This window comes from Gardnerella sp. c17Ua_118 (genome assembly GCF_055804255.1).
Map to the genome: position 1 here is coordinate 505,053 of NZ_JANUYT010000001.1, position 25,727 is coordinate 530,779.

Annotated in this window: 20 protein-coding genes; 3 read left to right on the forward strand and 17 right to left on the reverse strand. The window is 41.8% G+C overall.

Annotated features, from left to right (window positions below):
* Positions 1–14: 14 nt before the first annotated feature.
* From dnaG to NYP69_RS02175, 9 genes are all read right to left on the reverse strand, one after another.
* On the reverse strand, positions 15–2,117 hold the full coding sequence (gene dnaG / locus NYP69_RS02135) for a DNA primase (protein WP_473412886.1): 2,103 nt from the start codon (positions 2,115–2,117) through the stop codon (positions 15–17).
* Between the two features lie 66 nt (positions 2,118–2,183).
* Positions 2,184–3,467, reverse strand: a complete 1,284-nt coding sequence (locus NYP69_RS02140; RefSeq protein ID WP_473412887.1) for a deoxyguanosinetriphosphate triphosphohydrolase — start codon at positions 3,465–3,467, stop codon at positions 2,184–2,186.
* Between the two features lie 97 nt (positions 3,468–3,564).
* Positions 3,565–4,920 carry an alanine racemase gene (gene alr / locus NYP69_RS02145; RefSeq protein ID WP_422111260.1) on the reverse strand — a complete coding sequence of 452 codons (1,356 nt, stop codon included), beginning with the start codon at positions 4,918–4,920 and terminating at the stop codon, positions 3,565–3,567.
* Positions 4,921–5,018: 98 nt separating this feature from the next.
* Complete coding sequence (locus NYP69_RS02150; RefSeq protein WP_473412889.1) at positions 5,019–5,564, reverse strand: N-acetyltransferase; 546 nt, start codon at positions 5,562–5,564, stop codon at positions 5,019–5,021.
* Positions 5,565–5,624: 60 nt separating this feature from the next.
* A complete protein-coding gene (locus NYP69_RS02155) occupies positions 5,625–6,125 on the reverse strand; it encodes an S-ribosylhomocysteine lyase (protein WP_016808551.1) in 501 nt (166 codons plus the stop codon).
* A 180-nt stretch (positions 6,126–6,305) separates the two neighbouring features.
* On the reverse strand, positions 6,306–7,991 hold the full coding sequence (locus NYP69_RS02160) for an ABC transporter ATP-binding protein (protein WP_473412890.1): 1,686 nt from the start codon (positions 7,989–7,991) through the stop codon (positions 6,306–6,308).
* On the reverse strand, positions 7,981–8,826 hold the full coding sequence (locus NYP69_RS02165) for an ABC transporter permease (protein WP_473412891.1): 846 nt from the start codon (positions 8,824–8,826) through the stop codon (positions 7,981–7,983). Before NYP69_RS02165 ends, NYP69_RS02160 begins: the two co-directional genes overlap by 11 nt.
* A 36-nt stretch (positions 8,827–8,862) precedes the next feature.
* The gene (locus tag NYP69_RS02170; RefSeq protein ID WP_473412892.1) at positions 8,863–9,831 is read right to left on the reverse strand and encodes an ABC transporter permease; all 969 of its coding nucleotides are present in this window, start codon (positions 9,829–9,831) and stop codon (positions 8,863–8,865) included.
* Between the two features lie 366 nt (positions 9,832–10,197).
* Positions 10,198–11,889 carry an ABC transporter substrate-binding protein gene (locus NYP69_RS02175; RefSeq protein ID WP_473412893.1) on the reverse strand — a complete coding sequence of 564 codons (1,692 nt, stop codon included), beginning with the start codon at positions 11,887–11,889 and terminating at the stop codon, positions 10,198–10,200.
* Between the two features lie 454 nt (positions 11,890–12,343).
* Here NYP69_RS02175 and pdxS point away from each other — a divergent pair, with 454 nt between their 5' ends.
* Together pdxS and pdxT are read left to right on the forward strand one after the other, a co-directional pair.
* Positions 12,344–13,279 (forward strand): pyridoxal 5'-phosphate synthase lyase subunit PdxS, encoded by a 936-nt coding sequence (pdxS, locus tag NYP69_RS02180; protein WP_004113518.1) that lies wholly within the window; start codon positions 12,344–12,346, stop codon positions 13,277–13,279.
* Positions 13,280–13,307: 28 nt separating this feature from the next.
* Positions 13,308–13,901 carry a pyridoxal 5'-phosphate synthase glutaminase subunit PdxT gene (gene pdxT, locus NYP69_RS02185; protein WP_473412894.1) on the forward strand — a complete coding sequence of 198 codons (594 nt, stop codon included), beginning with the start codon at positions 13,308–13,310 and terminating at the stop codon, positions 13,899–13,901.
* Between the two features lie 109 nt (positions 13,902–14,010).
* On the opposite strand, the gene NYP69_RS02190 is transcribed toward pdxT, so the two are convergent.
* Positions 14,011–15,774: a glycoside hydrolase family 13 protein gene (locus tag NYP69_RS02190; RefSeq protein WP_473412895.1), complete on the reverse strand. Its 1,764-nt coding sequence runs from the start codon at positions 15,772–15,774 to the stop codon at positions 14,011–14,013.
* Between the two features lie 202 nt (positions 15,775–15,976).
* On the opposite strand from NYP69_RS02190, the gene NYP69_RS02195 reads away from it, so the two are divergent.
* Entirely contained in the window at positions 15,977–16,747 is a 771-nt protein-coding gene (locus NYP69_RS02195) for a type III pantothenate kinase (protein ID WP_473412896.1), read from the forward strand.
* A gap of 64 nt (positions 16,748–16,811) precedes the next feature.
* Here NYP69_RS02195 and NYP69_RS02200 read toward each other — a convergent pair whose 3' ends face one another.
* The 7 genes from NYP69_RS02200 to NYP69_RS02230 form a co-directional block, all read right to left on the reverse strand.
* Positions 16,812–18,314 (reverse strand): ABC transporter substrate-binding protein, encoded by a 1,503-nt coding sequence (locus NYP69_RS02200; protein ID WP_473413074.1) that lies wholly within the window; start codon positions 18,312–18,314, stop codon positions 16,812–16,814.
* A 16-nt stretch (positions 18,315–18,330) separates the two neighbouring features.
* Complete coding sequence (glmS, locus tag NYP69_RS02205) at positions 18,331–20,238, reverse strand: glutamine--fructose-6-phosphate transaminase (isomerizing) (protein WP_473412897.1); 1,908 nt, start codon at positions 20,236–20,238, stop codon at positions 18,331–18,333.
* Between the two features lie 82 nt (positions 20,239–20,320).
* Positions 20,321–21,196: an amino acid ABC transporter permease gene (locus tag NYP69_RS02210; protein ID WP_473412898.1), complete on the reverse strand. Its 876-nt coding sequence runs from the start codon at positions 21,194–21,196 to the stop codon at positions 20,321–20,323.
* A gap of 112 nt (positions 21,197–21,308) precedes the next feature.
* On the reverse strand, positions 21,309–22,274 hold the full coding sequence (locus NYP69_RS02215; RefSeq protein ID WP_473412899.1) for an ABC transporter substrate-binding protein: 966 nt from the start codon (positions 22,272–22,274) through the stop codon (positions 21,309–21,311).
* A gap of 230 nt (positions 22,275–22,504) precedes the next feature.
* Complete coding sequence (locus tag NYP69_RS02220; protein WP_016635664.1) at positions 22,505–23,326, reverse strand: amino acid ABC transporter ATP-binding protein; 822 nt, start codon at positions 23,324–23,326, stop codon at positions 22,505–22,507.
* A gap of 83 nt (positions 23,327–23,409) precedes the next feature.
* Entirely contained in the window at positions 23,410–24,405 is a 996-nt protein-coding gene (locus NYP69_RS02225; protein ID WP_275883736.1) for an amino acid ABC transporter permease, read from the reverse strand.
* Between the two features lie 129 nt (positions 24,406–24,534).
* Positions 24,535–25,461, reverse strand: coding sequence for an ABC transporter substrate-binding protein (locus NYP69_RS02230; RefSeq protein WP_116689603.1), 927 nt, complete (start codon positions 25,459–25,461; stop codon positions 24,535–24,537).
* Positions 25,462–25,727 lie beyond the last annotated feature (266 nt).

The following is a 25,727-nucleotide window of genomic DNA, read 5'->3' on the forward strand; positions in this document are numbered from 1 at the left end:
GTAATTGATAAATCTTATAGAATTTGTGATTGAAGATCTTTTCGAGCAGATTCTAATCTAGTAATCTGACCTAAAAGATTAAGCTTTTCACTCCCATCTTCTAACTTACTCATTCTAAGCTTAATAGCTCCGATTTTTCGCATAAAACCAACGTCTAAAAGCTTAATAAGCAACTCGTTTGCATACTTTTGTTCTTCTTCGCTAGGAACGCGCAAAAGACTGGATGGCCCGCCTTTAGTGCCTTCGCCACTATAATCGTAAGCAGCCGACGAGTTAAGCGAAGAAGCGCTACTTAAGCCCTTGCTTAAAGACAATGGAAGAAGCATTACGGAAAGCTCGTTAATAACGCCTTCTAACATAGGGCCTGCAGCCTTAGTAATAGTGTGCAACCAAAGACCTTGGCTAATATTTGCGCCAGGCAAGCCTCCAGAAGCAACAAATGCTTGGAAAAGCGTTCTAAAAACTGGCGTAATAAAATTATTCAAAGTAAGATGCGCAAAAAGTTGGCCGCTAAATGCTAGAGGAGATTGCATAAGAACAGCCATAAACTGCTGTTCGCACATAAACACGGAATCGTCAACCTTGTAATAGCTTTGATTCTTGTACGCACTTCTAAGCATGGCTGTTTTTACAGCAGCTTCATTCATGCTTTGAGAACGCTGATCAAATGCGCGAGAATCCGCATAAACGCTAGAAGAATAGCCTTTAGAATAAGCGTCATCGTCTACAACGTGCAATCGCCTTCTATTAGACTCCACTTCCCTACGCATAACGTCTAAATCAACACCAATATTTCTAACAGCTTTTCTAGTGTACAAGTCAAGCAAAGACCTGTCTCGAATTTGCGCAACAAGAGGAGCAACCGCCTTAACAGCACCCATCTGCCCTGTAGTAAAAGACGTGTCAAACTTACGAATAACAGTGTCGATTACAAAATCGTAAAGAGGATTAGCGCGCGCAATCAAAGAGCGAACAGCATCGTCGCCGCGCTGAATACGCAAATCGCAAGGGTCTAAATTGTTATCTGCAACAGCAACAAAAGTCTGTGTTAAAAACGCTGAATCTAAGCCAAAAGCATGCAGAGCAGCTTTTTGACCTGCCGCGTCTCCATCAAAAGTAAAAACAATACGCGAACTAACTTTTTGACCATCTACTTTTACAGGGCCAACAAGCTGAATCGCTCCCAAAGAATCGTCTGCAATAAGACGACGAATAATCTTCGCGTGCTCCGCGCCAAAAGCCGTTCCGCAAGTTGCAACAGCAGTATCTACACCAGCTAAATGGCAAGCCATAACATCCGTATAGCCTTCCACAATCACAACTTGGCGCTTTTTAACAATATTCGACTTAGCAATGTCAATTCCGTAAAGAACTTGCGTTTTTCGGTACAACACAGTGTCTGGAGTATTAATGTACTTTGCGCTAATAGAATCGTCGTCGTAAAGCTTTCTAGCGCCAAAACCCAAAGTGCGTCCCGTAGAATCTCGAATAGGCCACGTTAATCGGCCGCGGAAGTAATCGTAAATTCCGCGCTGACCTTGGCGTGCCAATCCTGCATCCAATAATTCTTGACGAGTAAAACCCTTATTAGACAAATAGCGAACAAGATTATCCCATCCGTTAGGCGCGTATCCGCAACCAAAACGCTCGCATTGCGCTTGAGTAAAATTGCGCCCTGCAAGCAAACTACGCGCTGGAGCCGCTTCTTTAGAGTTGATTTGAGACGCAAAGAAACGTTGAGCTTCCTCGTTTGCTTCTATAAGACGAGCGCGCTTGGAGCCAGCATGAGAATTATCTTTAGCATCTTGCGATTTGTCATAATGAACTTCAACGTGGAAGCGGTCCGCTAGCAACTCTACTGCCTCGCGAAAATCAATGTTTTCTTTTTGCTCAACATACTTAAAAACATCTCCGCCAGCACCGCAACCAAAGCAATGCCAGACACCTAAGCTTGGACGAACGCTAAAACTAGGCGTTTTTTCATCGTGAAACGGGCAAAGCCCCACAAAAGTACCCGTTCCAGAAGGCTTAAGCGTAACAGTTGCAGATACAATATCGTACAAATCTGCAGCAGCGCGCACACGCTCAACGTCTTCTTTTACAATCATTCCAGCCATAATCTCTAGCTTATCGCAAGCCGAAGGCTATAGACACTCTATTCATAAAAGCGTAAAAGCGTTGATTTAGCACAAAGCAGCATGAAGAGCTGTAGCCGATCCATCTGTAAGACTTGCAACTTGATCAATCGCAACTCTTAAACGTTCGTCTTCGCTAGAGCACTTATTCCAATCGCTTATAAACACAGATTCCATAGCATCGTGCGCTCGCGGAGACTTGCTCATAAAAACTTCAACCAAATCCGTTAGAATCTTTTGCTCACGCTTATAAAACTCGCGCTCCCTAGGCTGGATTATAAAATGCACAGCCAAACTTTTAAGAACGATTATCTCGTAAGATGTTTCTGGAGGAATCACAACATTTGCGCGGTAGCGAATTAAAGCGCCGTTCCCATATTTTTCTCTAGTTGCTTTCTCAACAGAACTTGCAAACCTGCCGATTAAAGCACTAGTAATATTCTTTAAGTGAGCGAGAGACCTTCTAGAGCCGTCAAAAGAATCAGGGAACATGTTAAGAGCGCGCAAACGCTTAAAAGCCACCAAAAGACTATCTGCAGCCCACTGGCTGCCGTACCAATTATGAGCTTCTTGAACAACTTGATCTGCAACACTTGAATCCCAAACAAGCTCCGTGTTAAAAGCTCCAGTCACAATCGCGTCTTCAATATCGTGAACACTGTACGCAATATCGTCGGAAAGATCCATAATTTGGCATTCTATAGGCTTCGATTCGCGCGGAGAGCCAGACTTTAGCCAATCAAAAACTTCCCTATCGTCTGGGTAAACGCAGAATTTTAAGTCACGCTCGCCTTTATCGTGCGCTTTTGCTTCATCAAAACCCCAAGGATATTTAACAGCAGCATCTAAGCTTGCGCGCGTAAGATTTACGCCTGCACTAGCGCCATTTTCTCTAAAAACTTTAGGCTCTAAACGCGTTAAAAGTCTAAGAGTTTGAGCATTTCCTTCAAAACCACCAATATTGTTTGCGATTTGAGCAAGCGCGCGCTCGCCATTATGACCAAAAGGCGGATGACCTAAGTCGTGAGCTAAGCAAGCGCAATCTACAACATCTGGATCTGCTCCAAGCATTGCAGCAATCTGGCGACCAATTTGCGCAACTTCCAACGTGTGCGTTAAACGTGTGCGAGCAAAATCGTCGGAGCCAGCTACAAGCACTTGACTTTTAGCGCCAAGTCTTCTAAGCGCTGAAGAGTGGATTATTCTGGCTCTGTCTCGCTCAAACGGTGTGCGAGCGCGCGTGTGGTGAGGCTCGCTAGCCCAGCGCTCAGTATCGTGCAAGCTGTATTCGCCAACAACTTCGTTATCGGAAGCAATCACATCGTTACACATTAAAAACCTCCTCCACTAATTGCAAGAAGCAAATCTAAAAGCGTAAATCTAAAAGCGTAAAGTCGCTAACTCAATGAGTCGCTAAAACCGTAAAAATTTAGATTAAGCTTTTTTCATCCAACATTTTTATGTCTTTTTCAGGCAAAACTTCGTAAGCATTCTTATACAATCTAGGAACTCTAGGGCCAATACCCGTCATAATCTCGTAGCTTATTGTTCCTGCAGCCGCCGCCCAATCGTCTGCCGTTGGCTCCGCATATTCAAGACCTCTTCCTGGCCCAAAAAGCCTGACCGTATCTCCTTCTTTAACTCCAAGATCTTTAGCACTGCCTTTTAAGTCAACAATAAACTGATCCATGCAAACTCGCCCCGAAACATGCAAAATCCTAGCGCCGCTCTTGGTTTCCACGCGCACAGGGCCTCCAGGCTTATTAACATGACGAGAGCCTTGCATATCGAATCCGCTAGACGCGCGCAAAATGCCATCCGCATAGCCGAGTGGAACGATTGCTGTGCTTGTATTGTCTGGCGTTAAATACGTGCGCCCGTACGAAATTCCATGCCCTGCTTCTACAGATTTAACTGTTCCCAGTTGCGCTTGTAAAGTCATAGCTGGATGCAAGTCGTAAGCTTGAGGCGCTCCCATAACAGGATCTGGCTCGTATCCATACAATCCAATTCCTGGGCGAACAAGCTCAAATCGTATCTCTGGCCTGTTAAGAGTTGCAGCCGTATTAGCCAAATGTCGGATTTTAGGCTCCAACCCAGCTTCGCGCATTCTTCGAGTAAAATCGTGGAATTGCTCAATTTGCCTATCTGTAGATGCAACAAACTCTGGAACGTCTGGGCAATCAGCAACAGCCAAGTGACTCCATTGCCCAATAACTTCGATTATTCCCTGGCTAGAATATTCACTAAGCTTTTCTAAAGCATCACTAAAGCCAGCAGGCGTAAAACCGTTTCTACCAAATCCTGTATCTACCTTAACGTGTACGCGAGCGGTAGCTCCAACCGATTTAGCAGCGAGCGCAACAGCGTCAATTGAATCCAGCGAGCCAACAGAAATATCAATATCTGCGTTTATTAAATCAGCAAAAAGAGACGTTGGAGCGCTAGTAAGCCACGTAAGAATACGGCATCTGCTTGAGTCAATTCCACATTTACGAAGCCGTAAAGCCTCGTAAGGTTGAGCTGTGCCAAGCCAAGTTGCTCCTCCAGCAAGAGCTGCGAGCGCACTAGGAATAAGCCCGTGACCATAAGCGTCTGCTTTAACAACTCCCATAACTGCTGGCGACTTTTGCCCAGGCTTCAAATCTTTAGAAACGCGCTCAACAAGAGTTCGCATATTATCTCTTAGCGCTTTTAAATCAACGATTACCTGCCCCGGGTATGTGCTTAAGGCGCGAGCATAGTTTTCTTGCAAAATCGCTTGTATACTCGAATTTTTACACATATCTTGCGCCTTTACTTTTAGTTTTACTTTTACGTTTACTTTTATATCTACTATATATGCAAGTATTTTTGACTTACATTTCAATACTGCTAATACTTCTAATACCGTATTACATGATTATGCGAGCGCAACCATTGATACGCGATTCTAGTTGCGCTATGCGCGCGATCTGGAATTACAACAAGACCACACTTGCTAAAGCCTTCTCGCAAAATAACTTTTTGCATAATCAAGTTGTTGGGATGAGTGTCGATTCTAACATTAGAGTAGTTACTCTTGGCCCATTTTAAACACTCTCTTGCCATTTTTGGCTTGACTCCCGAAGATGCAAGTCTATGGATTGTAACGTATGGCAAAACGTCATCTAGCCACGCTCCGTCAATCTTTGCGTAGACTTCATCAGTCCCTTCGCACAGTGCAAATTGTGCCAAAATGCGCTCTTCTCCAAAGTCTGGGTCCGTGTCTACAAGAAGATTAAAACGGTTCAAACGAATATCTTCTATAACACTAGATGTTAGAGGAAAACGATCTCCCCATTGATGAGGATTGCCATTATTTGCCATAAATACTCTTGCTCTCTCATAAATATTTTCAATATCTTTTAGATCGCTAAGAGTTGCTTTCCTCAATCTTATTTCACACATACACCCCCCTATGCTTAGAATATGGCGATTTTACAGTATTACACAAGCGAGCGCAACAAGTCACACAATCTTACGCTCAAAAGGATCGGAGCTAATGCCTTTATCTAAAATATCTTTGCACCATTGACGCGCTCCAAATAAGCTATGATCGCGGTAGTTTCCGCAAGACTCAATAGTTGTAGCTGGAACATCTTCCCAAGTAGCTTTATACGCAATAAATTCAAGCGATTCCTTCAACGCGAGCGCAACATCTTCCGTGCTATGAGTTCCCCAAGTTAAAAGGTGGAATCCTGTGCGGCAACCAAATGGAGAGCAATCAATGTAGCCTTCAATGCGCTGACGCAAAAGAACAGCAATCGTGTGCTCAATCGTATGCAAAGCGCCCGTAGGAATAGCCTCTTGATTAGGCTGAGTTAAGCGAATATCGTAGTTAGAAATAACATCTCCATTAGGGCCTTTTTGAGTGTCAATATAGCGAACGTATGGAGCTTTAACTTTAGTGTGGTCAAGCTCAAAGCTTTCTGGACGAGGTGTTGGCTGATTATTTTGATTTTCGCTCATTTTATTCCATCCTAACTTATATTCATGCGCAAAATGTATGCGTAAATATGCGCAAATAACGATTACTAACAATATTAGACGCTATTCTTGCCAAACACACATAAACACGAATTTAAAAATATTTTTTATTGACTTACAAATCTTATTACTTACAAACTTTCAAGACTTACCAATACAGACTTACAAAGTAGCAGCATCAATAAGTTCGCGAGTGTAGCTATGTTTTGGATTAGTCAAAATTTGACTTACATGCCCAGATTCAACAACAACGCCATCTTTTAGAACAACAACGCTAGAAGCTAAATGCTGAATCATACCAAGATCGTGGCTAACGAATATGCACGCCATATTAGGGCGATTTGCGCGAATCACATTAAAAGCATCTAAGATTCTTGTGCGCTCAGCAACATCGATTGCGCTCATTGGCTCATCTGCAACCAAAACTCTAGGATTATTGATTAGCGCGCGCGCAATCGCAACGCATTGAGCTTGCCCGCCAGAAAGCTGGCAAGGGTATCTTTTGCCAAAAACACTAGGATCTAATCCAACTAAATTCAAAACATCATCTACTTTAGAATCAATAACATGTGAATCAACAGTATTTGAATCAACAGTATTTGAATCAGAACTCATGTTTTTACGCCATATTTCAAGCGGCTCAGCAACGCTTTTTCTAACTGTCCAACGCGGGTCTAAAGCTGCAAAAGGATGCTGAAACACAAGCGAACATTGTCTTCTCATATTTACGTAAGCAGAATCTTTTAAACTTGATTTTCTAGCATTTTCAACGGTTTCGACTAGCTTTCCGCAGTATTCTATACTCCCCTGGCGTATTTCTTGCAATCCAAGCAAAGAGCGAATCAAAGTTGTTTTACCACTTCCAGATCCGCCAATTAGTGCTAAAGATTCGCCAACTTTAAGATTAAAGTCAACGCCTTTTAATGCTTCAACGCGTGTTTTTGAGCTTCCTAAAACAACATGAACGTTTTTAGCTTTAAAAATGCAATCATCTTTAGAAGAATCATTCCTATTACTAAGACTTAAATCATTCTTATCATCAAGACTTAGATCATTTTTATTACTAAGACTTAAATCATTCTTACTAAGACTTAAAGCGCGCGCTGCAAAAACAAGCTGCTTAGTAGAGTGAACCTTAGGATTTTCTAGCAATTCACCAACACGCGCACTATCGACTAATCGCCCAGAATCCAAAACATAGCAACGCGTAGCAGCGTAAGAAAGAACAGAAAAATCGTGAGTAACAAAAAGCATTGAAGCGCCCATATTATCAACTAAAGAAGTGAGCATATTCACAACATCTTTTTGCGTAACAGAATCAAGAGCAGTAGTCGGCTCGTCTGCAAGAATTAGCTTAGGGCAAGTTATAAGCGCTGTAGCAATTCCAACTCGCTGCATTTGCCCGCCCGAAAGCTCAAAAGTGCGCTTATTCAAAATATTTGTGCCTAAACCAACTTTTTCAAGCATGACTTTAACGCGATTTTGAATATCGTCTTCTTCTAAATTGTAATGAATCCTAAGAGGTAACGAGATTTGCTCGCTAACACTCATAACAGGGTTAAGCGCGCGATCCGCTTGCTGAAAAACAACTCCAACATACTTGCCACGAATGCGCGCAAGCGCAGAATCGTTAGCGCCAACAGTTTGAGTATTGCCAACGCGGCAAGAGCCAGTGATTTTGCAATTAGACGGAACTAGGCCAATCGCAGCTCTTAAAAGCATTGATTTGCCAGAGCCAGAAGATCCAACTAGTCCAACGCGCTCGCCATCTTTAACATTAAGCGAAACATCACTTAAAATGCGCGAAGATCCAATGCTAAGCGATAATCCTTTTATATCAAGACTCATTCTTAGACTCCCTATTTGCTGGATTTGTAGCACTTCTTAAAACGTCGCCAAAAAGATTAAGAGCCAAAACTGTTAATGTAACAACAAGACCAGGCCATAGAGCCGCAAGCGGATAAACGTGAATCAAAGTAACCGAAGTAGAAAGAACACGACCCCAGCTCGGCACTCCCGAAGGAACACCAACACCTAGATAAGTCAATCCGCTTTCCGCTAAAATAACAGTTCCTGCAGAAAGCGAAAGCTGAACGGAAGCAATTGGCAAAATATTAGGAAAAACATGCTTTAAAAGAACGTAACTTCTGCTAGCACCATTAGAAATCGCGCAATCAACATAATTGGATTTAAGAACAAGAACAGCACTTGGTCGCAAAATACGAGCAAGATTTAAGCCGTAGCCAAATCCGCATGCAAGCATGATTATAAGAACAGATGCTCCAAGAGGCACAGCAAGCATAAGCGCAATCAAAACCGTTGGAATGGAAATTAAAGCGTCTACTGCCATAATGCTTAGGGAACGAATTTTTTGAACACGGCAAATCGTAAAGCTTAAAACAATAAACCCAACAACGCTTGCAATCGCAATTGTTGAAATAACAAGCAAAATCTCTACTCTAGAACCAGCCATAAGCCAGCTAAGCATATCTGCACCCGTTCCATCAGTGCCAAGCCAATGCTTTAGAGAAGGCTTTTGCCATACCTGGTACCCGTTTGTTTCTAGAAGAGAATAAGGCGTCCACACAAAAGAAAGCGCAGCTACAAAAATCCACAAGCACAAAACAATACACACGAATTTTCCAATAATTCCGCGCCAAATGCGTCTTAAAAACTTAATCATTGCTTGAATCACTCCCCACTTGAATCACAACTCGAATCATTCACTACTCGAATCTTGGCTAAGCCTTGAATCCAGCAAACGATGCAACACGTCAATCGCAAACCCAACAAGCAAGAACAATGCAGAAAGCATAAAAAGATTGCCTTGAACAGATATAAGATCTCGCAAACCAACATCACGCACAAGACCCATACCCATTCCAGGAAGCGAAAACAGATTTTCAATAACCATTACGCCCATAATCATATGCGCAAAAGTCAAGCCGATTACAGACACAAGCTGCGGCAACGCTAATCGCAAGCCAACTCGCCAAATCATTTGCTTTTTAGTCATTCCACAAGCCATAGCTTGCAAAGCAATGTCGCTATTAGAAATCTGCTCTAATGATGCTGCAGCGTAACGCATAAAGCCAGATCCAACAATAATGCCAACTGTTAGCGATGGAAGAATCAACGACAAAAATGCGCTAGAAAAATCGCGCCAACCGTCTGTTGGAAAACCTTGAGTAGGAAAAATCCCAACTAAGCCAATACCCCTTCCAAAAATCATGATTAAAATCATTCCACCCCAAAGAGCAGGAACAGAGCCGCCTGCAATCGCACAAAATCTTAAAAAGCCTTGCAAAGACTTGCCAGAATGCAAAACTTGCAAACATCCAAGCGGAATACCAATTGCGAGCGCAATTAAAAGCCCTAGAAAAATAAGCGGAAAAGTTATGCTAGCACGCATAGCAATAGTGGACGCAACGGAGCGACCAGTGAGCATTGATGTGCCGAAGTCGCCCCTAAAAACACCAAAAATCCACTCTAAATATTGAATGAAAAGGGGCTTGTTTAATCCTAAATCGCGTCTTAATTGCTCAACTTTTCCATCTGGCGCATTTAAGCCAGCCATAACTTGAGCAACGTCTCCAGGCAAAACTCTAAGAGCAAGAAATACGATTGCAGAAATAAATAGCAGCGCTACAAAGAACAACGCGATGCGTCGAAGAATCATGCGCTTCATACAAACCCCTTACTTAATTTAATGTTCCCGAGAATTTCCGCTTTTTGTACGTGATTTTGCCTATTTTACGTACAAAACCCGTCAAATCGTTCGCGCGTTACAGCGCGCTATTCCTCACGGCTATTAGTAGCCGTTCGGCTGATTTGGCGCATAAAGTCCACTGGACTTTATGCCTTAAGCCAAATCACGCTTTGAAGGAGCTTGAAATGCGCTATGCAATTTCAAGCTCAGTCAAAGCGCTTTACTTGCGTTAAAAGCACATCGTGTTTTCAACTTTGAGCAAGCTCAGCGCTCCGAGTTGCCTTCGCGCGCTTTTGTATGTGATTTTGCGGTTTTGAGCAACAAAATCGGGAAATTTAGACCAAATCACTTAAGTCGCAAGTTGTATAGCGGCAAAAGAACCTGATTAATGTCAAAAGGCATGCCTTCAAGGTTCTTTACCTTAGCTGTAACAACTTTGTAATTAAGCAACCAATCTGCAGGAGCATCCTGGCTAACGATTCGCGCAGCTTTAGCAAGAAGCTTATTAGACTCCTTAATATTCGCGCAAAGCATTGCCTTAGCATACAAATCCTGAACCTGCTTATTGTTGTAACCGTAGTAATACTTAGGATCTGCCCACTGGCCAAAATCATGGCTTTCATTGTGATCTACCATAGACAAATCGTAGTTTTTATTTGTATAAACGTCGTGAAGCCAAGTAGTAAATTCAACAACGTTTACTTTTAGATCAATGCCAATTTGCTTTAATTGAGACATCAATTGCTCACCAAGTTGCGTTCCATAAATATTCGGGTAAGTAAGCGAAAGATGCAAAGGATTCGACTCGCTAAAACCAGCTTCCTTCATTAACGACTTAGCGCGCTTAACATTATGCGCGTAAATCTTAGTTAAATCCTCATATCCTGGGTCCAAAGAAGGAATTGGTCCGCCAAGCAAAGCATCCGTACCTCCGCGCGAAGCAATAATTTGCTTATGGTCAATCGCATAGCGAATCGCTTGACGCACACGCTTATCTTTAGTGCGCTCACCATTCATATTCATAGCAAGCACAAATTTATCGGTAGTGTTTCCAGCTTTAACAACATAGCGTTTTGAATCCGCCTTAAAAGGCTTAGCAAGCTGGCCAGAAATAGGCGCCAAAGCTTGAACAGATCCCGAAGAAAGCGCATTTACAGCAGCAACATCGTCTACAAAATAGCGAACAACAACTTTTTGAGTTTTTGCCTTATTAACGCCCTTGTAGCGCGGATTTGCTTTTAACACAACGCGGTCGTTTGGCACAAACTTTTCTACCAAATATGGACCAGATCCAACTGCTTGAGTTTTAGCATCATAATTCGCAAGCTTATCGAAGACTAAGCCAGCTCTAGAGCACAATGCCCACAAAAGTTTTGCGTTTGGCTCTTTAAGCTTGATTTCAAACGTGTAATCATCTTTAGCTTTAGCGGATTCAACTTTTCCAACCATGTTTGATCCGCGATACTTCTTAGCAACAAGCTCGTTAAAAGACCACTCAGCATCTTTTGCAGTAAGCTTATTCCCATTAGAAAAAACAACGTCTTTACGCATGTGGAAAGTGTACTTTAAGCCGTCTTTGCTTATTTCCCAACTTTTTGCAAGGGATGGAACAACCTGATTTTTAGTATTTCTAGCTACAAGACCTTCATACACGTTTCCAATTAACAATTGCTCCAATGACGAGCCAGATTGATTACGAATATCAAGATTTGTAGGAGCAAGTTTTAATCCTATTGACACAGTTTTATTTGAAACTTGCGCAGAAGATGTTTGACTTGCAGGATTTTTTTGTGGACCTGTAAGCGTTGCAACAATCGCGCTAAATATTGCGATTACTACGATTGCTACAGAAACAAGCCAGAATTTTCCCAAACCACGCTTATTGGTTTTATACGCACTTTTAGACGCAGCGTTAAGCGAAGCATCTGTACTAAAGCCAGCTTGCGATTCTTGGCGCTCTTGCGCGTTTTCTTGCCCATAGAATTTATTGGTCGCATCTTTAGAGTATGCGCCATCTTTGGGTTCTTTGTTATCCATTCAACAAACCTTTCTGGATTGAATTAGATACATTATTTATATTTAATTTATTTTTACTCTGTTTTAAGCTCGTCGCTTTGTCTAATTGCAACACTTGCAACACAAAGTCAACGGCGTATACAATCGTAGCTTGCTAGCAAGTCAATCAAAACTAGAGCGAGTCTAAAAACTTGGTTATAAATCATTAATAAGTAATTGATATTTATACGTTTTTACAAAAATTTGACATCATTGTGTAAAAAATTTAACACGATTCTATAAAAATTTGACGTTATTCTAATCACATATCCTATGAATGTGGTTAAATGCCATCAGACGTAAACTTGCAAACGTGCGCAAAAAACAATACGATAGCTTGCATATTTGCAAAAAATGTATAACAGACGCATAAAGATGTTACACACAGCATGCATGCAAAATGCGCCAATAAAAAGCCAATAAAAAGCGAGGAATAATGGCAGAAAACTTGAATACTACAGTAACAGTAAACGAATCCTCAGATCCGCAAAATAACGGCAGCCAAGACCGCACTGCTCTAAATCGCCAGCTTGCACAAATGCTTAAGGGCGGCGTGATTATGGACGTTACTACTCCAGAGCAGGCACGAATTGCTGAAGATTCTGGAGCTTGCGCTGTAATGGCGTTGGAACGCATTCCTGCCGATATTCGCGCGGCTGGTGGCGTTTCTAGAATGAGCGACCCCGCTATGATTCACGGAATCCAAGAGGCTGTGTCTATTCCTGTTATGGCAAAATGCCGTATTGGTCACTTTGTAGAAGCGCAAGTACTTGAGGCTATTGAGATTGACTATATTGACGAAAGCGAAGTGCTTAGCCCTGCAGACGACGTGTACCACATTAACAAGCGTGATTTTGCAGTTCCATTTGTTTGCGGAGCTAAGGATTTGGGCGAAGCTTTGCGAAGGATTAACGAAGGTGCTTCCATGATTCGCACTAAGGGCGAGCCTGGAACTGGAGACGTGATTCAGGCAGTGCGCCACATGCGCATGATGAATTCCGCAATCCGTAAGCTTACAAGCATGCGTGAGGATGAGCTTTTTGAGGAAGCCAAGACATTGCGCGTGCCTTTCGATCTTGTAAAGTACGTTGCACAAAACGGCAAGCTTCCTGTTGTAAACTTTGCAGCTGGCGGTGTTGCTACCCCTGCAGACGCTGCTTTAATGATGCAGCTTGGTGCAGAAGGCGTGTTTGTTGGCTCTGGCATCTTTAAGTCTGGAGACCCAGCAAAGCGCGCTGCTGCAATCGTTAAGGCTGTTACTAATTACAAAGATGCCAAGATGATTGCTAAGCTTTCCGAGAATTTGGGCGAAGCTATGGTTGGCATTAACGAGCAAGAAATCAAGCTTTTAATGGCTAACCGCGGCGAGTAATTGAGACGAGTGATTGAGGCGAATTATTTTGGCAAACTCACCTATCAATACAAATAATTGCGCGCACACTGTAGCAGTTTTAGCTGTTCAAGGAGCTTTTCTTGAGCATCGTTTAATGCTAGAAAAGCTTGGCGCGCGCGTTATTGAGCTTCGTCAAGCGCGAGATTTGGAGCAATCTTTTGACCGCCTTGTTTTGCCTGGCGGCGAAAGCACTGTGCAAACTAAGCTTCTTAAAGAGCAAAATATGCTTGAGCCTTTGCGCGAGAAAATTGCAAGCGGAATGCCTGTTCTTGGCACTTGTGCAGGATTGATTTTACTTGCAAAAAACGTGGAAGGTAACGAAGTTAGTGGATTTGGCACTCTAGACGTTACTGTTAAGCGCAACGCTTACGGCCGCCAGCTTGGAAGCTTCCATTGCGAATCTGAGTTTGGAAATCTTGGAGCTGTTCCAATGACGTTTATTCGCGCGCCTTATATTGCGCAAGTCGGCCCAAATGCCGAGACTCTTGCAACAGTAGATGGCAACGTTGTAGCTGCTCGCCAGGGAAATCAAATCGGAACAGCTTTCCACCCAGAGCTTGACGAAGACACTAGAATACACCAGCTTTTCTTAGATTTGTAGTTTGATTTGCAAATATCTTAAGCTTGTAAATAAAAATGGCACTTAAATCACTTGATTAAGTGCCATTTTTATTGATTAAATCGCCAGCAAAAATCGCTAGTAAAAATCGCTATTTTGCTTCAAAAATCGCGTATCCAAAAGCTCCAAGAGAGTGATTTTGAGCATCATAATTATAGCTAATAATCGGCTCACAATCAGGTAAAACACTGAACGAATCATTAGATTCATTGAACGCATTTAAAGCCACAACAACGCGCTTAGAGTCAGTTGAGCGCGCAAACACAAATTTTCCGCGCTCATCATAGTCAAGAACTCTAAAATTGCCATGAATAAAGCAATCGTTGTTTCTACGCAATTTTATAAGTTCGCGGAATAAGTCACGATTATCCTTTACAGGATTTGCCCAAGGCATAGCGGCGCGATAATCACACTCTTCAAAACCAACTACGCCAAGCTCGTCCCCGTAGAATACGCTTGGAGTTCCAACAGATGTAAGCAAACAAAGCTCAGCCAAGCGGAATCGCTTATCTTGCTCGCAAGAATCGCCAGAATCCGCGGAATTTTGTGCACACAAGCTCCTAAAGCGACTAACGTCATGACTATCAAGCAAATTCAATTGACCTTGAACAATCGGGAATGGGTATCTTAAAAGCATATCCACAAATCGACTATTAAACTCGCGCGCATTAATCTTACCAAAAGCAAAGAAATCGCGGCAAACTTTGCGGAATTCGTAGTTCATAGTGGAGTCAAACATATCTCCTTGGAGCCAACGCTCAGAATTCTCCCAAATCTCCGCAATTAGCACACTATCTTTTTTAGTCTTTTTAGCAACAGAGCGGAAGGCACGCCAAAAGTCTTTATCAACCTCATTAGCAACATCCAAACGCCAACCGTCAACATCAAAATCTTCAAGCCAATAGCGGCAAACGTCCATAAAATAGTCGCGAACTTTTGGATTAGAAGTATTAAGCTTTGGCATTTTACGCTCATACGCAAAACACGTGTAGTTTGGACGCTCGCCATCTTCGGGGCGCTTAACAGGGAACTTTAATCCATAGAACCAATCCTTGTATTGCGAATTTTCACCATTCTTAACAACATCGTCAAACGCAAAGAAATACCAACTAGAATGATTAAAAACGCCGTCAATAATTATGTGCATGCCGCGATTATGAACCTCGCTAACAAGCTCCCTAAAATCGTCGTCGGTTCCCAAATTAGGACAAACATGGTAATAGTCAAGAAGATCGTAACGATGGTACTCTGCAGCCTTAAAAATAGGATTTAAATACAAGCAATTAAAGCCCAAATCCTCAATATAATCAAGATTTTCGATTATGCCTCTAATTGTTCCACCCAAACGAGTGTGTAAAGTTTGGCCAGTTTTCTCATCAAAATAATCTTTTGCAATGCAACTTATGCCACGCTTAGAATCTGCAAAACTATCTGGGAAAATATTGTAAACAACAGCCTCTTTAAGCCAACGCGGAACGTCGCTAATCTCTTCGCGGCGAATAAATGGGAACTGGTAGACTTCTGTACGATCTTCTGGAAAATCAGTTGCAATAGTATCGGCGTACAAATACAAGCGCTCATCCGCATCTTGCATCTCAAAGTAATAACAAACTCTATCTAAATCGCTGCTTATATTCGCTTCATAGTAGTCAAAGTAATCGTCGCTTGCAATCTTTTCCATTTTCAGCGTGAAAAACTTGTCTAACGGAGTTAAATCAACGCGATTTCCGTAGTGCAAAACGCATGAACAAAGATTATTCTTTGCTGCACGCAAGCGAATTGTTAAGCAATATTCTGCCGTCGAATACGCATATTGTGAAAGTGGCTTATGCAATATTGCTTGACGATTTATCATTTACATTTCCTTTCTAGCCTCGCTGCCATTGTTTTTGACTTTATCACCTACTGTGCTACACCGCCACACTTTTATGTGATTTCCTAAAGCAGCAAGCGCAAACAATCAAATTGCACACAACGGACTTAGCATTAATGTAGTATTGCTCTAAAGATGCGCATACTTAAGTTTGGCAACCGCAACAAACACACTGGAGGCGAATATGCTTTTAGCAGTAGACATTGGCAACACGAATATTGTGCTTGGATTCTTAGATAACGGCAAGATTGTTGGCACATATAGAATGACTACAAAAGCAAATCACACTTCCGACGAATACGGCATTATGATTACGCAATTCCTTAATTTAAGCGGTTTTAGCGTAAACGATGTTGAAGATGTTATTGTTGCTTCGGTTGTTCCAAAAGTTATGCACTCGTTCCGCGCAAGCATTGTTAAGTTTTTGCAAATCGACCCTATGATTGTAGGTCCTGGAGTAAAAACTGGCGTAAATATTAGGATTGACGAGCCTCGCTCTTTGGGCGCAGATTGCTTAGCGGATTGTGTTGGCGCGTTTTACGAATACGGCGGCCCAGCATTGGTAATTGATTTTGGCACAGCTACCACTTATAACTACGTTGATAAAAGCGGAGCAATTACTTGCGGACTTATTTGCACGGGAATCAGCTCGGCTGCGGCAGCTCTATGGGATAATACTGCTCAGCTTCCAGAAGTTGAGATTTCTCGCCCTAAATCCGTTCTTGCAAAATCAACTCGTCCTGCTATGCAAGCTGGCCTCTACTACAGCTTCTTAGGTGGAATTGAGCGCACAATTGATCAATTCAAAATAGAGATAAATGAGCCTTTTAAGGTTGTTGCTACAGGCGGCTTGGGGCGACTTTTTGAAAAAGATGTTACAGCAATAGATTACTACGATCCAAATTTGATTTTTAAAGGAATGTACGAGATTTATAGACGAACAATCGGCTGCTAGCGACTTTTCCTTTGGGCTACAAACCTAAAGCGCATAAGTCTTAGCGAATAGTCTTAGCGAATAATTATCGCACAACAAAACCTTGATTATACCCGTATTCTTTTAAGTCTTTTTTCCAAAGCGCGATTCCATCTTTAAGTCGAATCTTAGGGCCAGGGTCGTCTGGAAGAACAAAATCTTTTCCGTCATCTTGCTTAATTCCAGCATCAATCATAGCTTTAGTATTTAATCGCGCTTTTGACTTTCGATTCCAATCATAAGCCAAGCCAACTGTGGAGCGAAAATCACTACGCGAATATACTTCAAATGGCAAATACTTGTACCCCGTATACACATGTTGTGCCGCATCTGCAAAGACGCGATTAAAGCGCTGCCCGCCAAAGTATGGCACTTTAATTCCTCTAGAATCCAAAACAGTAGTCTTATTCAAAAATGCGCTATCTCTAAGAGTTACAACATCTGCCGGAAATGCTCCTGCACTAACGCGTTCTTTAATGCCTTGTTGATTATGGCAAACAAAATCAACAAAACGCATTGCAGCTTCTGGCTTCCTGCTAGATTGCAATACACTTAGCGCAGATCCGCCCATTTGCGCATTATGATTTTTGCCATCCATTGTTGGAACTCTTGCAACACGCCACAGCCCTGCTCCACCTGGAATATCGTGCATTAAAAGCGAAGTCATCCATGCTCCAGCAAAAACGGAAGCAACATTTCCAGAACCAACAGCGCTCTTCCAAGCTGGAGTCCACGTTGTAAGCCTTGTGTCCACTAAGTCTTCGTCAATCATTAATTGCCAAAATTTTGTAAAGTCTTCTGTTCCTTTATCTTTGCTTAAGCGAACAGTAACGGTTTTTCCGTCGTGCGAAGTTATAAACGGATGCCCGCCAGAAAGCCAAATCATAGCGTTGTAAAAGCTAGCATCTCCAGAATCCGCAGCAATATAAACACCAATATTTTTTAGCTTTCTTGCTGCGTGAATGTAGTCTTTCCAAGTGTGAATTTGCGTAGCATCCACGCCTGCTTGGCTAAACACATCTTGATTATAAAACCACGCTAAAGGCCCTGAATCCATTGGCAAACCGTATATTCGGCCTCCTAATTGCACAGAAGACCATGATCCTTGCGTGTAAAATGTTTGAGTTCCCTGTACCCTATCTGTAATGTCTAAAAGCTGACCGCTAACAGCGTATTGTGGCAAAGCATAGTACTCAAGCTGAGCAACATCTGGCATGCCATAGCCATCTTGAATAGCGCTATTAAGATTGCTATACCCACTTGTGTCTTTAACACTAACGCGAATATCTGGATTTTGCTTCTCAAAATCTGCAGCAATCCGCTTCATGCTTGGCTCCCAAGACCACACCGTGATTTTTGTTCTAGAATCAACAGATCCGCATGACGCACAAAAAACAACAACAAAAACGCATATAATCGCAGAAATTACACGCTTTATATAACGAGTCAAATCGAAGTTTATATTACGGTTTATATTACGTTTTACATTACGCATAACAAAACAACCAAAATCCTGCTTGCGATTTTTGTGCGGTCTTCTTGCACTCATAACACTCATTGTATTGCTATTCCACAGTTACGGATTTTGCAAGATTCCTAGGCTTATCAACGTCGTAGCCTTTAAGCTTTGCCATATTCATAGCAAAAAGTTGCAATGCTACAACATCTACAAGAGGGCTTAGCAATGTTGGGCACTTAGGGCGCCAAAACACAATATCTGCGTAACGCTCAGCATCTGGATCACCGTCTTCTGCAACCGCAATCGTAAACGCTCCGCGAGCCTTAACTTCTTCGATTCCCGAGATTACTTTAGCGTGTAAAACGTCTCTGCCCCTAGAAGATGGCACAATCACAACAACCGGCTCGCCCTTATCTACAAGAGCAATCGGACCGTGCTTTAACTCTCCTGCAGCAAAGCCTTCTGTAAACGTGTACGCAATCTCTTTTAGCTTTAATGCGCCTTCTAGCGCTACTGGGTAGCCAACGTGCCTGCCAAGGAACAAGAACGATTTTGCGTCCATCGTTCGCTTTGCAGCTTGCATAATCGAGTCCGTTTGCGTATCTAAAACGTTTTGAATTTTATCTGGCATTTCTTTAAGCTGAGACACGATTTGCTGAATCTCATCTCTATACATTGTTCCTTTGACTTGAGCCAAATAAAGACCAAGCATGTATGCTGCTACGATTTGCGCAACGAAGGCTTTTGTGGAAGCAACTGCGATTTCTGGGCCTGCATGCGTGTAAAGTACAGCATCCGATTCTCGAGGAATACTCGAGCCTTGAGTGTTGCATATTGCAAGCACGCGGCTACCCTGCTCACGCGCATGCCTTAACGCCATTAGCGTGTCCATTGTTTCGCCAGATTGAGATATTGCAACAACAAGCGTTCTATGTGTTAAAATCGGGTCTCTGTACCTAAATTCGTGAGCCAACTCCACTTCTACTGGCACGCGTACCCAATGTTCAATCGCATATTTTGCAACTAATCCAGCGTAGCTTGCTGTTCCACAAGCCACAACTATTATTTTGTCGATTGATCGCAAAATATCTTGACTAATCCTAACTTCGTCAAGAATAATGTTCCCTTTTGCGTCGAATCGCCCGCGCAAAGTATCGGCTACAGCATGCGGATCTTCGTGGATTTCCTTATCCATAAAGGAATCCCATCCGCCTTTTTCTACTGCAGAAGCATCCCAGTCTACTGTAAAGTAACTAGGGTTTTCAATCTCGTTTCCGTCAAAATCTGTAAGACGAAGCTGTGCTTTTTTGTTTCCTTCTATATCTCCGATTAAAACAGCTTGATCTTGACCAACTTCAAGAACTTTATCTGTGTATTGAACAAAAGCAGCAACGTCGGAGCCTAGAAAATACTCGTTATTTGAAACACCTACTACAAGCGGCGAATCGTGGCGAACAGCAGCAACAATATTAGGCTGTCTAACGTCTACAGCAAGTAAAGTAAAAGCTCCTTTAAGAATTTTTGCAACTCGTCTTATTGCTTCAAAAAGATCTGGCTTACCAGTTTCTTCAATTATTTGATTCGCGATTTTTCCAAGCGCTTTTGCTGCAACTTCCGTATCTGTTTGAGACGAAAACTCTATGCCTTCTTTTTGCATTTGTTCTTTAAGACTAATAGCGTTTTCAATAATACCGTTGTGAATAAGGGCGATTTTTCCGTCTGCACTAACGTGAGGATGCGCGTTTAAGTCGCATGGAGCGCCATTTGTAGCCCAACGCGTGTGGCCTATTGCAACGCTCGCTTCTGGCATTGGATTTTCGTCTATATCTTTTCTTAAAACAGCTAAGCGACCAGCTTTTTTGCGCACGCATATAGAATCCATTCCTGGAGCAGCAAGAGCTACACCAGACGAATCATAGCCTCTGTACTCTAAGCGTTCTAATCCGTTTAAGCAAACTTCTAAAGGCTTTGCGCAAACTGTGCCAAAACCTGCGTATCCAACAATTCCACACATAATTTTCTATTGTACGTTATAAAACGTGTGTGTTTCTACTCGTTTTGCAATTATGTTTTGCAGTTATGTTTTGCAATTACTGCTATCTATTGCTATGAATGCTATCTGCTTTTGCTTCGAATCCTTTGCCAAAATGCTTTTCTAACATAACCTGCAAAACCATCAAAACAGACGTAATCACCAAATACCAAACACTAGCAACAATAAGAAGCGGAATCGGCTTATAAATACGATTAGCAACAGCATTAGTAGCAAACTGAAGCTCCAAAGTAAAAGGAACAGCCAAAACCAAAGACGTAGTCTTAAGCATACCAATAGTCTCATTACCCAAAGGCGGAACAATAATACGCATAGCCTGAGGCAAAACAACCCTACGCATAGTCAAAGACCTACCCATACCCAAAGCCTGAGCAGCCTCAACCTGACCAGCATCCACAGCCTCCAAGCCAGCACGAACAATCTCCGACAAATACGCAGCCTCATTAAGAGACAAACCAATAACAGCAGCATTCAAAGAAGTCATAACAACATTAGAATCAATCGAGAAAAACTCAACAGACGTAAACGGAACACCCAAACTCAACTTAGGAACAAGAACCGCAAACATACCCCAAAAAACAAGCTGCGTATAAACAGGCGTACCACGGAAAAACCAAATAAAGAACCAACTCACGGCTCGAAGAACAGGATTAACACTCTTACGCATCATAGCCAAACAAACAGCCAAAACAATCGCAATAACCATAGAAAGCAAAGTCAACAACAAAGTCCAACCAATACCAGCAAGAACATTCTCGTTAAAAATGTACTTCCAAACGATTGCCCACTCAAATCGCGGATTTGTAGCAATTGAATACACAAGAGCACACGCTAGAATCGCAACAATAATGCCAGATATAATATGTCCAGGTTTTTTGACTGGCAAAATACGCTCGTTGTTGTTATTTTTAGCACTCATGTTTTTAATCCTACTCTAAGCATACAAAGTTTCTACTAGCGAATATTAAACAGCTAAATCAATCATATAAAGCATTCATATAACGCATTTAGCAAGGCAAATCACACAGGAATCACACTTTTGGATTTACTTCTGGGTGCTTAATCATAACGTCTTCAACACCCCACGCCTTCATTATTTCTTGATACGCGCCCGTTTGTATTAGCTTTTCAATACCAGCTTTTATTGCTTCTACAAGCTGAGTATCTCCTTTTTGAGCAATAATGCCCATAAGAGCTTTATCGCGGCTTTTACCCAATGGCTCTAGCTGCCCGTCCGTTTGCTCAATCGCAAAACTAGAAACAGGAGTGTCTGCATACATAACGTCTGCGCGGCCTGCAACTACTGCAGTCGTAGCATCCGTTTGCTCTCTAAAAGCAAGAACGTCTAATGGCGCTTTGCGACTTAACTTACAAACATCTCTTGCGTCATACATTTGAGTTTCGCTTGTTGTTCCAACTTGCACAGAAACTTTTTTACCGCATAAGTCATTAAGATTCACATTTGTTGGATTGCCTTTTCTAACAACAAAAAGCAAGCCAGCATCCGCGTACGTTACAAAATCAACCGACTTTTCTCGCTCTTTGCTAACTGTAAATCCCGAAACACCAATATCAAATTTGCTTCCAACAGATGGCAAAATCGCGTCAAATGGCGCGTGAACAATGCGAAGCTTTAACCCCATTAATTTTGCTAACGCTTTGTTTAAGTCAATTTCGTAGCCTACAACCGTTTTTCCATCTCTAGCATAAAATCCTGCTGGCGCATATCCAACATTAGTGCCCATTACAAGCTCGCCACTTTCAACAAGCTTTTTTGGCAGCATTGCAGCAATACTTTTATCTTTTTTAATACGATTAACGTCGTAGCTGCGAGCTAAAAGAGGATCTGGCCCAACAGCATCGCTTGTTCCACAAGCACTAGAAAATCCTAGTAAAGATAGCGACGTAAACGCAGCAACAAATCTTAGCCAACGAGATACACGAACGCCGTTCTTACTATGCGAGTTTGATTCGCATGAAGAACATGCATCACTCATACTAATCTCCGAATAAATTGGATGGAATATTCAAACAATGAACAACTTTACACTATGTTTGTTATTACACAAACACGCCAAACACTACGCAAAATATTCTTTGCGTAAAATTGTTTGAATAATAATACTAATCAAAATAAAAAGGCTGCAGCAAACACCACAGCCATAAATTATTCATAATTTTACACAAAATACTTTAATTTTTACGTATTTACATTTATATGTTATGCTTACAAAACGTTGTGCAGAAAATCCTTGAACCTTTCAGTTTGAGGATTATCAATAATCCCAGACGTTCCACATTCAACAACTTTTCCGCCGTCCATAAACACAACTTGATCTGCAACTTCTCGAGCAAAACCAATCTCGTGAGTTACAACAATCATTGTCATACCATCGTTTGCCAAGTCGCGCATAACATTAAGCACTTCTCCAACAAGCTCTGGATCCAACGCAGACGTAGGCTCATCAAAAAGCATAATTTCTGGCTTCATAGCAAGCGCGCGAGCAATAGCCACTCGCTGCTGCTGACCGCCCGAAAGTTGAGAAGGATAATGATCTACGCGGTCTGCCATTCCAACGCGCTCAAGCTCTTTAACCGCTAAATCGTGCGCTGCAATTTTGTCCATGTGCAAAACGTGAACTGGAGCTTCCATAACGTTTTCAATAGCCGTCATATGCGGGAACAAATTAAAACGCTGGAACACCATTCCAAGCTTTGCGCGCTGCGCTGCAATCTCTTTATCGTTTAACGCTTGCAAAACCTCTTTACACTTACGAACAACAGTTTTTACGCCAATGCGCTCGCCATAAATCGTAATTTTTCCAGATGTGATTGTTTCAAGCTGGTTCACTAATCGCAGCAAAGTTGACTTTCCGCTTCCCGAAGGACCGAGTATAACTGTTACACTTCCTGGCTTAACAGTCATATTAATGCCCTTAAGAACTTGCAAATTGCCAAAGGACTTGTGTAAATCCTCTATGACTACTGCTGGAGTATCACTTTTAGTAACATTTTGGCTTTGTGTATCAACCGTTAAAATATCAGTCATTTTTCCTCAAATCTAATAAAAACTAATGGAATTTTATCATTTATAATGCACTTATTTATGCTTGCATTATGCAATCAATACAACTATGCGTTAAATCCAAGCATTGTTGCATTATTGCGACCATTTACTGCATCGCTAGCAGCTTTAATGGCCTTATCTCCACGCTTTGCAGCATTCGAGTTGATTTGCTTATTGTTTACAATGTCTTTTGCTTCGAATCCTTTGCCAAAATGCTTTTCTAACATAACCTGCAAAACCATCAAAACAGACGTAATCACCAAATACCAAACACTAGCAACAATAAGAAGAGGAATCGGCTTATAAATACGATTAGCAACAGCATTAGTAGCAAACTGAAGCTCCAAAGTAAAAGGAACAGCCAAAACCAAAGACGTAGTCTTAAGCATACCAATAGTCTCATTACCCAAAGGCGGAACAATAATACGCATAGCCTGAGGCAAAACAACCCTACGCATAGTCAAAGACCTACCCATACCCAAAGCCTGAGCAGCCTCAACCTGACCAGCATCCACAGCCTCCAAGCCAGCACGAACAATCTCCGACAAATACGCAGCCTCATTAAGAGACAAACCAATAACAGCAGCATTCAAAGAAGTCATAACAACATTAGAATCAATCGAGAAAAACTCAACAGACGTAAACGGAATACCCAAACTCAACTTAGGAACAAGAACCGCAAACATACCCCAAAAAACAAGCTGCGTATAAACAGGCGTACCACGGAAAAACCAAATAAAGAACCAGCTAACACCACGCAAAACAGGATTAACACTCTTACGCATCATAGCCAAACAAACAGCCAAAACAATCGCAATAACCATAGAAAGCAAAGTCAACAACAAAGTCCAACCAATACCAGCAAGAACGTTATTGCTTATAAGATAAATTCCAACAACATCCCACTCAAATCGCGGATTTGTGACTATAGAATAAAGCAGCGAGCATGCGATTATAGCTACGATTATGCCAGCTACGATTGGTCCAGGATTTTTAACTGGCAAAATGCGCTCGTTCCCTTGCGAATTTTGCAAAGGCTTTTTATTTAAACTGTTAAACATACTTTCTCCATAAAGGCTTTTGGTTGCAACATATGCAAATTACTAACTAGCAATCACTATAGATTAAATACAAAAATTGGCGTGCGATTTTACTTATGCAGTAACTGTAAACGCACGCCAACTTTAAGATCATACTTCTGGGTTTACTTGCGATTCCTTAATGGCAACGTTTTCAACGCCCCACTTCTTTAGAATGTCTTTGTAAACACCATTCTTCATAAGCTTATCGATTGCAGCCTTAATAAGCTTTAGCATTTTAGCATCGCCCTTCTTAACGGCTGCACCCATTGGCTCAGCGTCGTTGCTGCTTTCTAGAATCTCTAGCTTTCCGCTATTCTTTATTGCAGCGTATCCAGCAACAGGAGTATCGGCATACATAACATCTGCGCGGCCAGAAAGCAAAGCTGTAGTGGCATCTGTTTGATCCTTAAAGCTTAAGATTTCTAGCGGCTTATTGTTATTCGCCTTGCATTGCTTTTTGGCTTCTTCCATGATTGGCTCGCCAACAGTGCCAGTTTCTAATGTAACTTTTTTACCGCAAAGATTCTTTGGATCCACCTTAGTCGGATTGCCTTTACGAACTTCAAAAGATAAACCAGCGTTTGCGTACGTTACAAAATCAACGGACTTCATACGTTCAGCGTTGACTGTAAAGCCAGAGATTCCAACGTTATACTTGCTTCCGATTGCTGGAATAATGGAATCAAACTGAGCATGCATAATCTTGGCCTTTAAGCCCATCAACTTTGCTAGCGCTTTAGAAAAGTCGATTTCGTAGCCGACTGGGGTTTTGCCATCGGCAGCAAAGAATTCTGCAGGAGCATAGCTAACATTTACGCCAACAGTTAGTTCGCCAGTTTTTGCAACGCTTTCTGGAACAAGCTTTGCAATCTCTTCGTCTTTTTGAACTTTGCTTACATCGTAGCTGCGTGCCACATCTGGATCTGCTGCTTTAGAATCAGCAGGTCCGCATGCGCATGTGCATCCAATCAATGCAAGCGTTGCAATTGCAGCAATTGGCTTAGCGAACATAAAAATCTTATTTGACTTAAGCATTTTCTTCTCCTGTTCAATCCTTCAGTCTTAAAGAATAAATAACTTATAATTTACAGTGATATGCATAACTATACACGATATCGCTACTAAATTGCGATTATTAAAATACAAAAACTGAATATTCATAAATTGCCATACATGCATATGCTAAAAATCAGCAAAAAATAACGAATTATAAAATCACAAAACCGTATATTATTCGTAAAAATGAATAATATACGGCGTGTCGTTTATAGACACACTACAAAATTGTACGATTACACTAA

Excerpts from the sequence above, each read along its gene's own strand:
- NYP69_RS02215 (WP_473412899.1), bottom strand. The coding sequence starts at position 22,274 with ATGAGTGATGCATGTTCTTCATGCGAATCAAACTCGCATAGTAAGAAC.
- glmS (WP_473412897.1), bottom strand. The coding sequence starts at position 20,238 with ATGTGTGGAATTGTTGGATACGCAGGTTTTGGCACAGTTTGCGCAAAG.
- NYP69_RS02190 (WP_473412895.1), bottom strand. The coding sequence starts at position 15,774 with ATGATAAATCGTCAAGCAATATTGCATAAGCCACTTTCACAATATGCG.
- NYP69_RS02165 (WP_473412891.1), bottom strand. The coding sequence starts at position 8,826 with ATGATTAAGTTTTTAAGACGCATTTGGCGCGGAATTATTGGAAAATTC.
- NYP69_RS02150 (WP_473412889.1), bottom strand. The coding sequence starts at position 5,564 with ATGTGTGAAATAAGATTGAGGAAAGCAACTCTTAGCGATCTAAAAGAT.
- NYP69_RS02225 (WP_275883736.1), bottom strand. The coding sequence starts at position 24,405 with ATGTTTAACAGTTTAAATAAAAAGCCTTTGCAAAATTCGCAAGGGAAC.
- NYP69_RS02195 (WP_473412896.1), top strand. The coding sequence starts at position 15,977 with ATGCTTTTAGCAGTAGACATTGGCAACACGAATATTGTGCTTGGATTC.
- NYP69_RS02155 (WP_016808551.1), bottom strand. The coding sequence starts at position 6,125 with ATGAGCGAAAATCAAAATAATCAGCCAACACCTCGTCCAGAAAGCTTT.
- NYP69_RS02230 (WP_116689603.1), bottom strand. The coding sequence starts at position 25,461 with ATGCTTAAGTCAAATAAGATTTTTATGTTCGCTAAGCCAATTGCTGCA.
- dnaG (WP_473412886.1), bottom strand. The coding sequence starts at position 2,117 with ATGGCTGGAATGATTGTAAAAGAAGACGTTGAGCGTGTGCGCGCTGCT.
- NYP69_RS02175 (WP_473412893.1), bottom strand. The coding sequence starts at position 11,889 with ATGGATAACAAAGAACCCAAAGATGGCGCATACTCTAAAGATGCGACC.
- pdxS (WP_004113518.1), top strand. The coding sequence starts at position 12,344 with ATGGCAGAAAACTTGAATACTACAGTAACAGTAAACGAATCCTCAGAT.
- NYP69_RS02140 (WP_473412887.1), bottom strand. The coding sequence starts at position 3,467 with ATGTGTAACGATGTGATTGCTTCCGATAACGAAGTTGTTGGCGAATAC.
- NYP69_RS02220 (WP_016635664.1), bottom strand. The coding sequence starts at position 23,326 with ATGACTGATATTTTAACGGTTGATACACAAAGCCAAAATGTTACTAAA.
- NYP69_RS02170 (WP_473412892.1), bottom strand. The coding sequence starts at position 9,831 with ATGAAGCGCATGATTCTTCGACGCATCGCGTTGTTCTTTGTAGCGCTG.
- NYP69_RS02160 (WP_473412890.1), bottom strand. The coding sequence starts at position 7,991 with ATGAGTCTTGATATAAAAGGATTATCGCTTAGCATTGGATCTTCGCGC.
- alr (WP_422111260.1), bottom strand. The coding sequence starts at position 4,920 with ATGTGTAAAAATTCGAGTATACAAGCGATTTTGCAAGAAAACTATGCT.
- NYP69_RS02200 (WP_473413074.1), bottom strand. The coding sequence starts at position 18,314 with ATGAGTGCAAGAAGACCGCACAAAAATCGCAAGCAGGATTTTGGTTGT.
- NYP69_RS02210 (WP_473412898.1), bottom strand. The coding sequence starts at position 21,196 with ATGAGTGCTAAAAATAACAACAACGAGCGTATTTTGCCAGTCAAAAAA.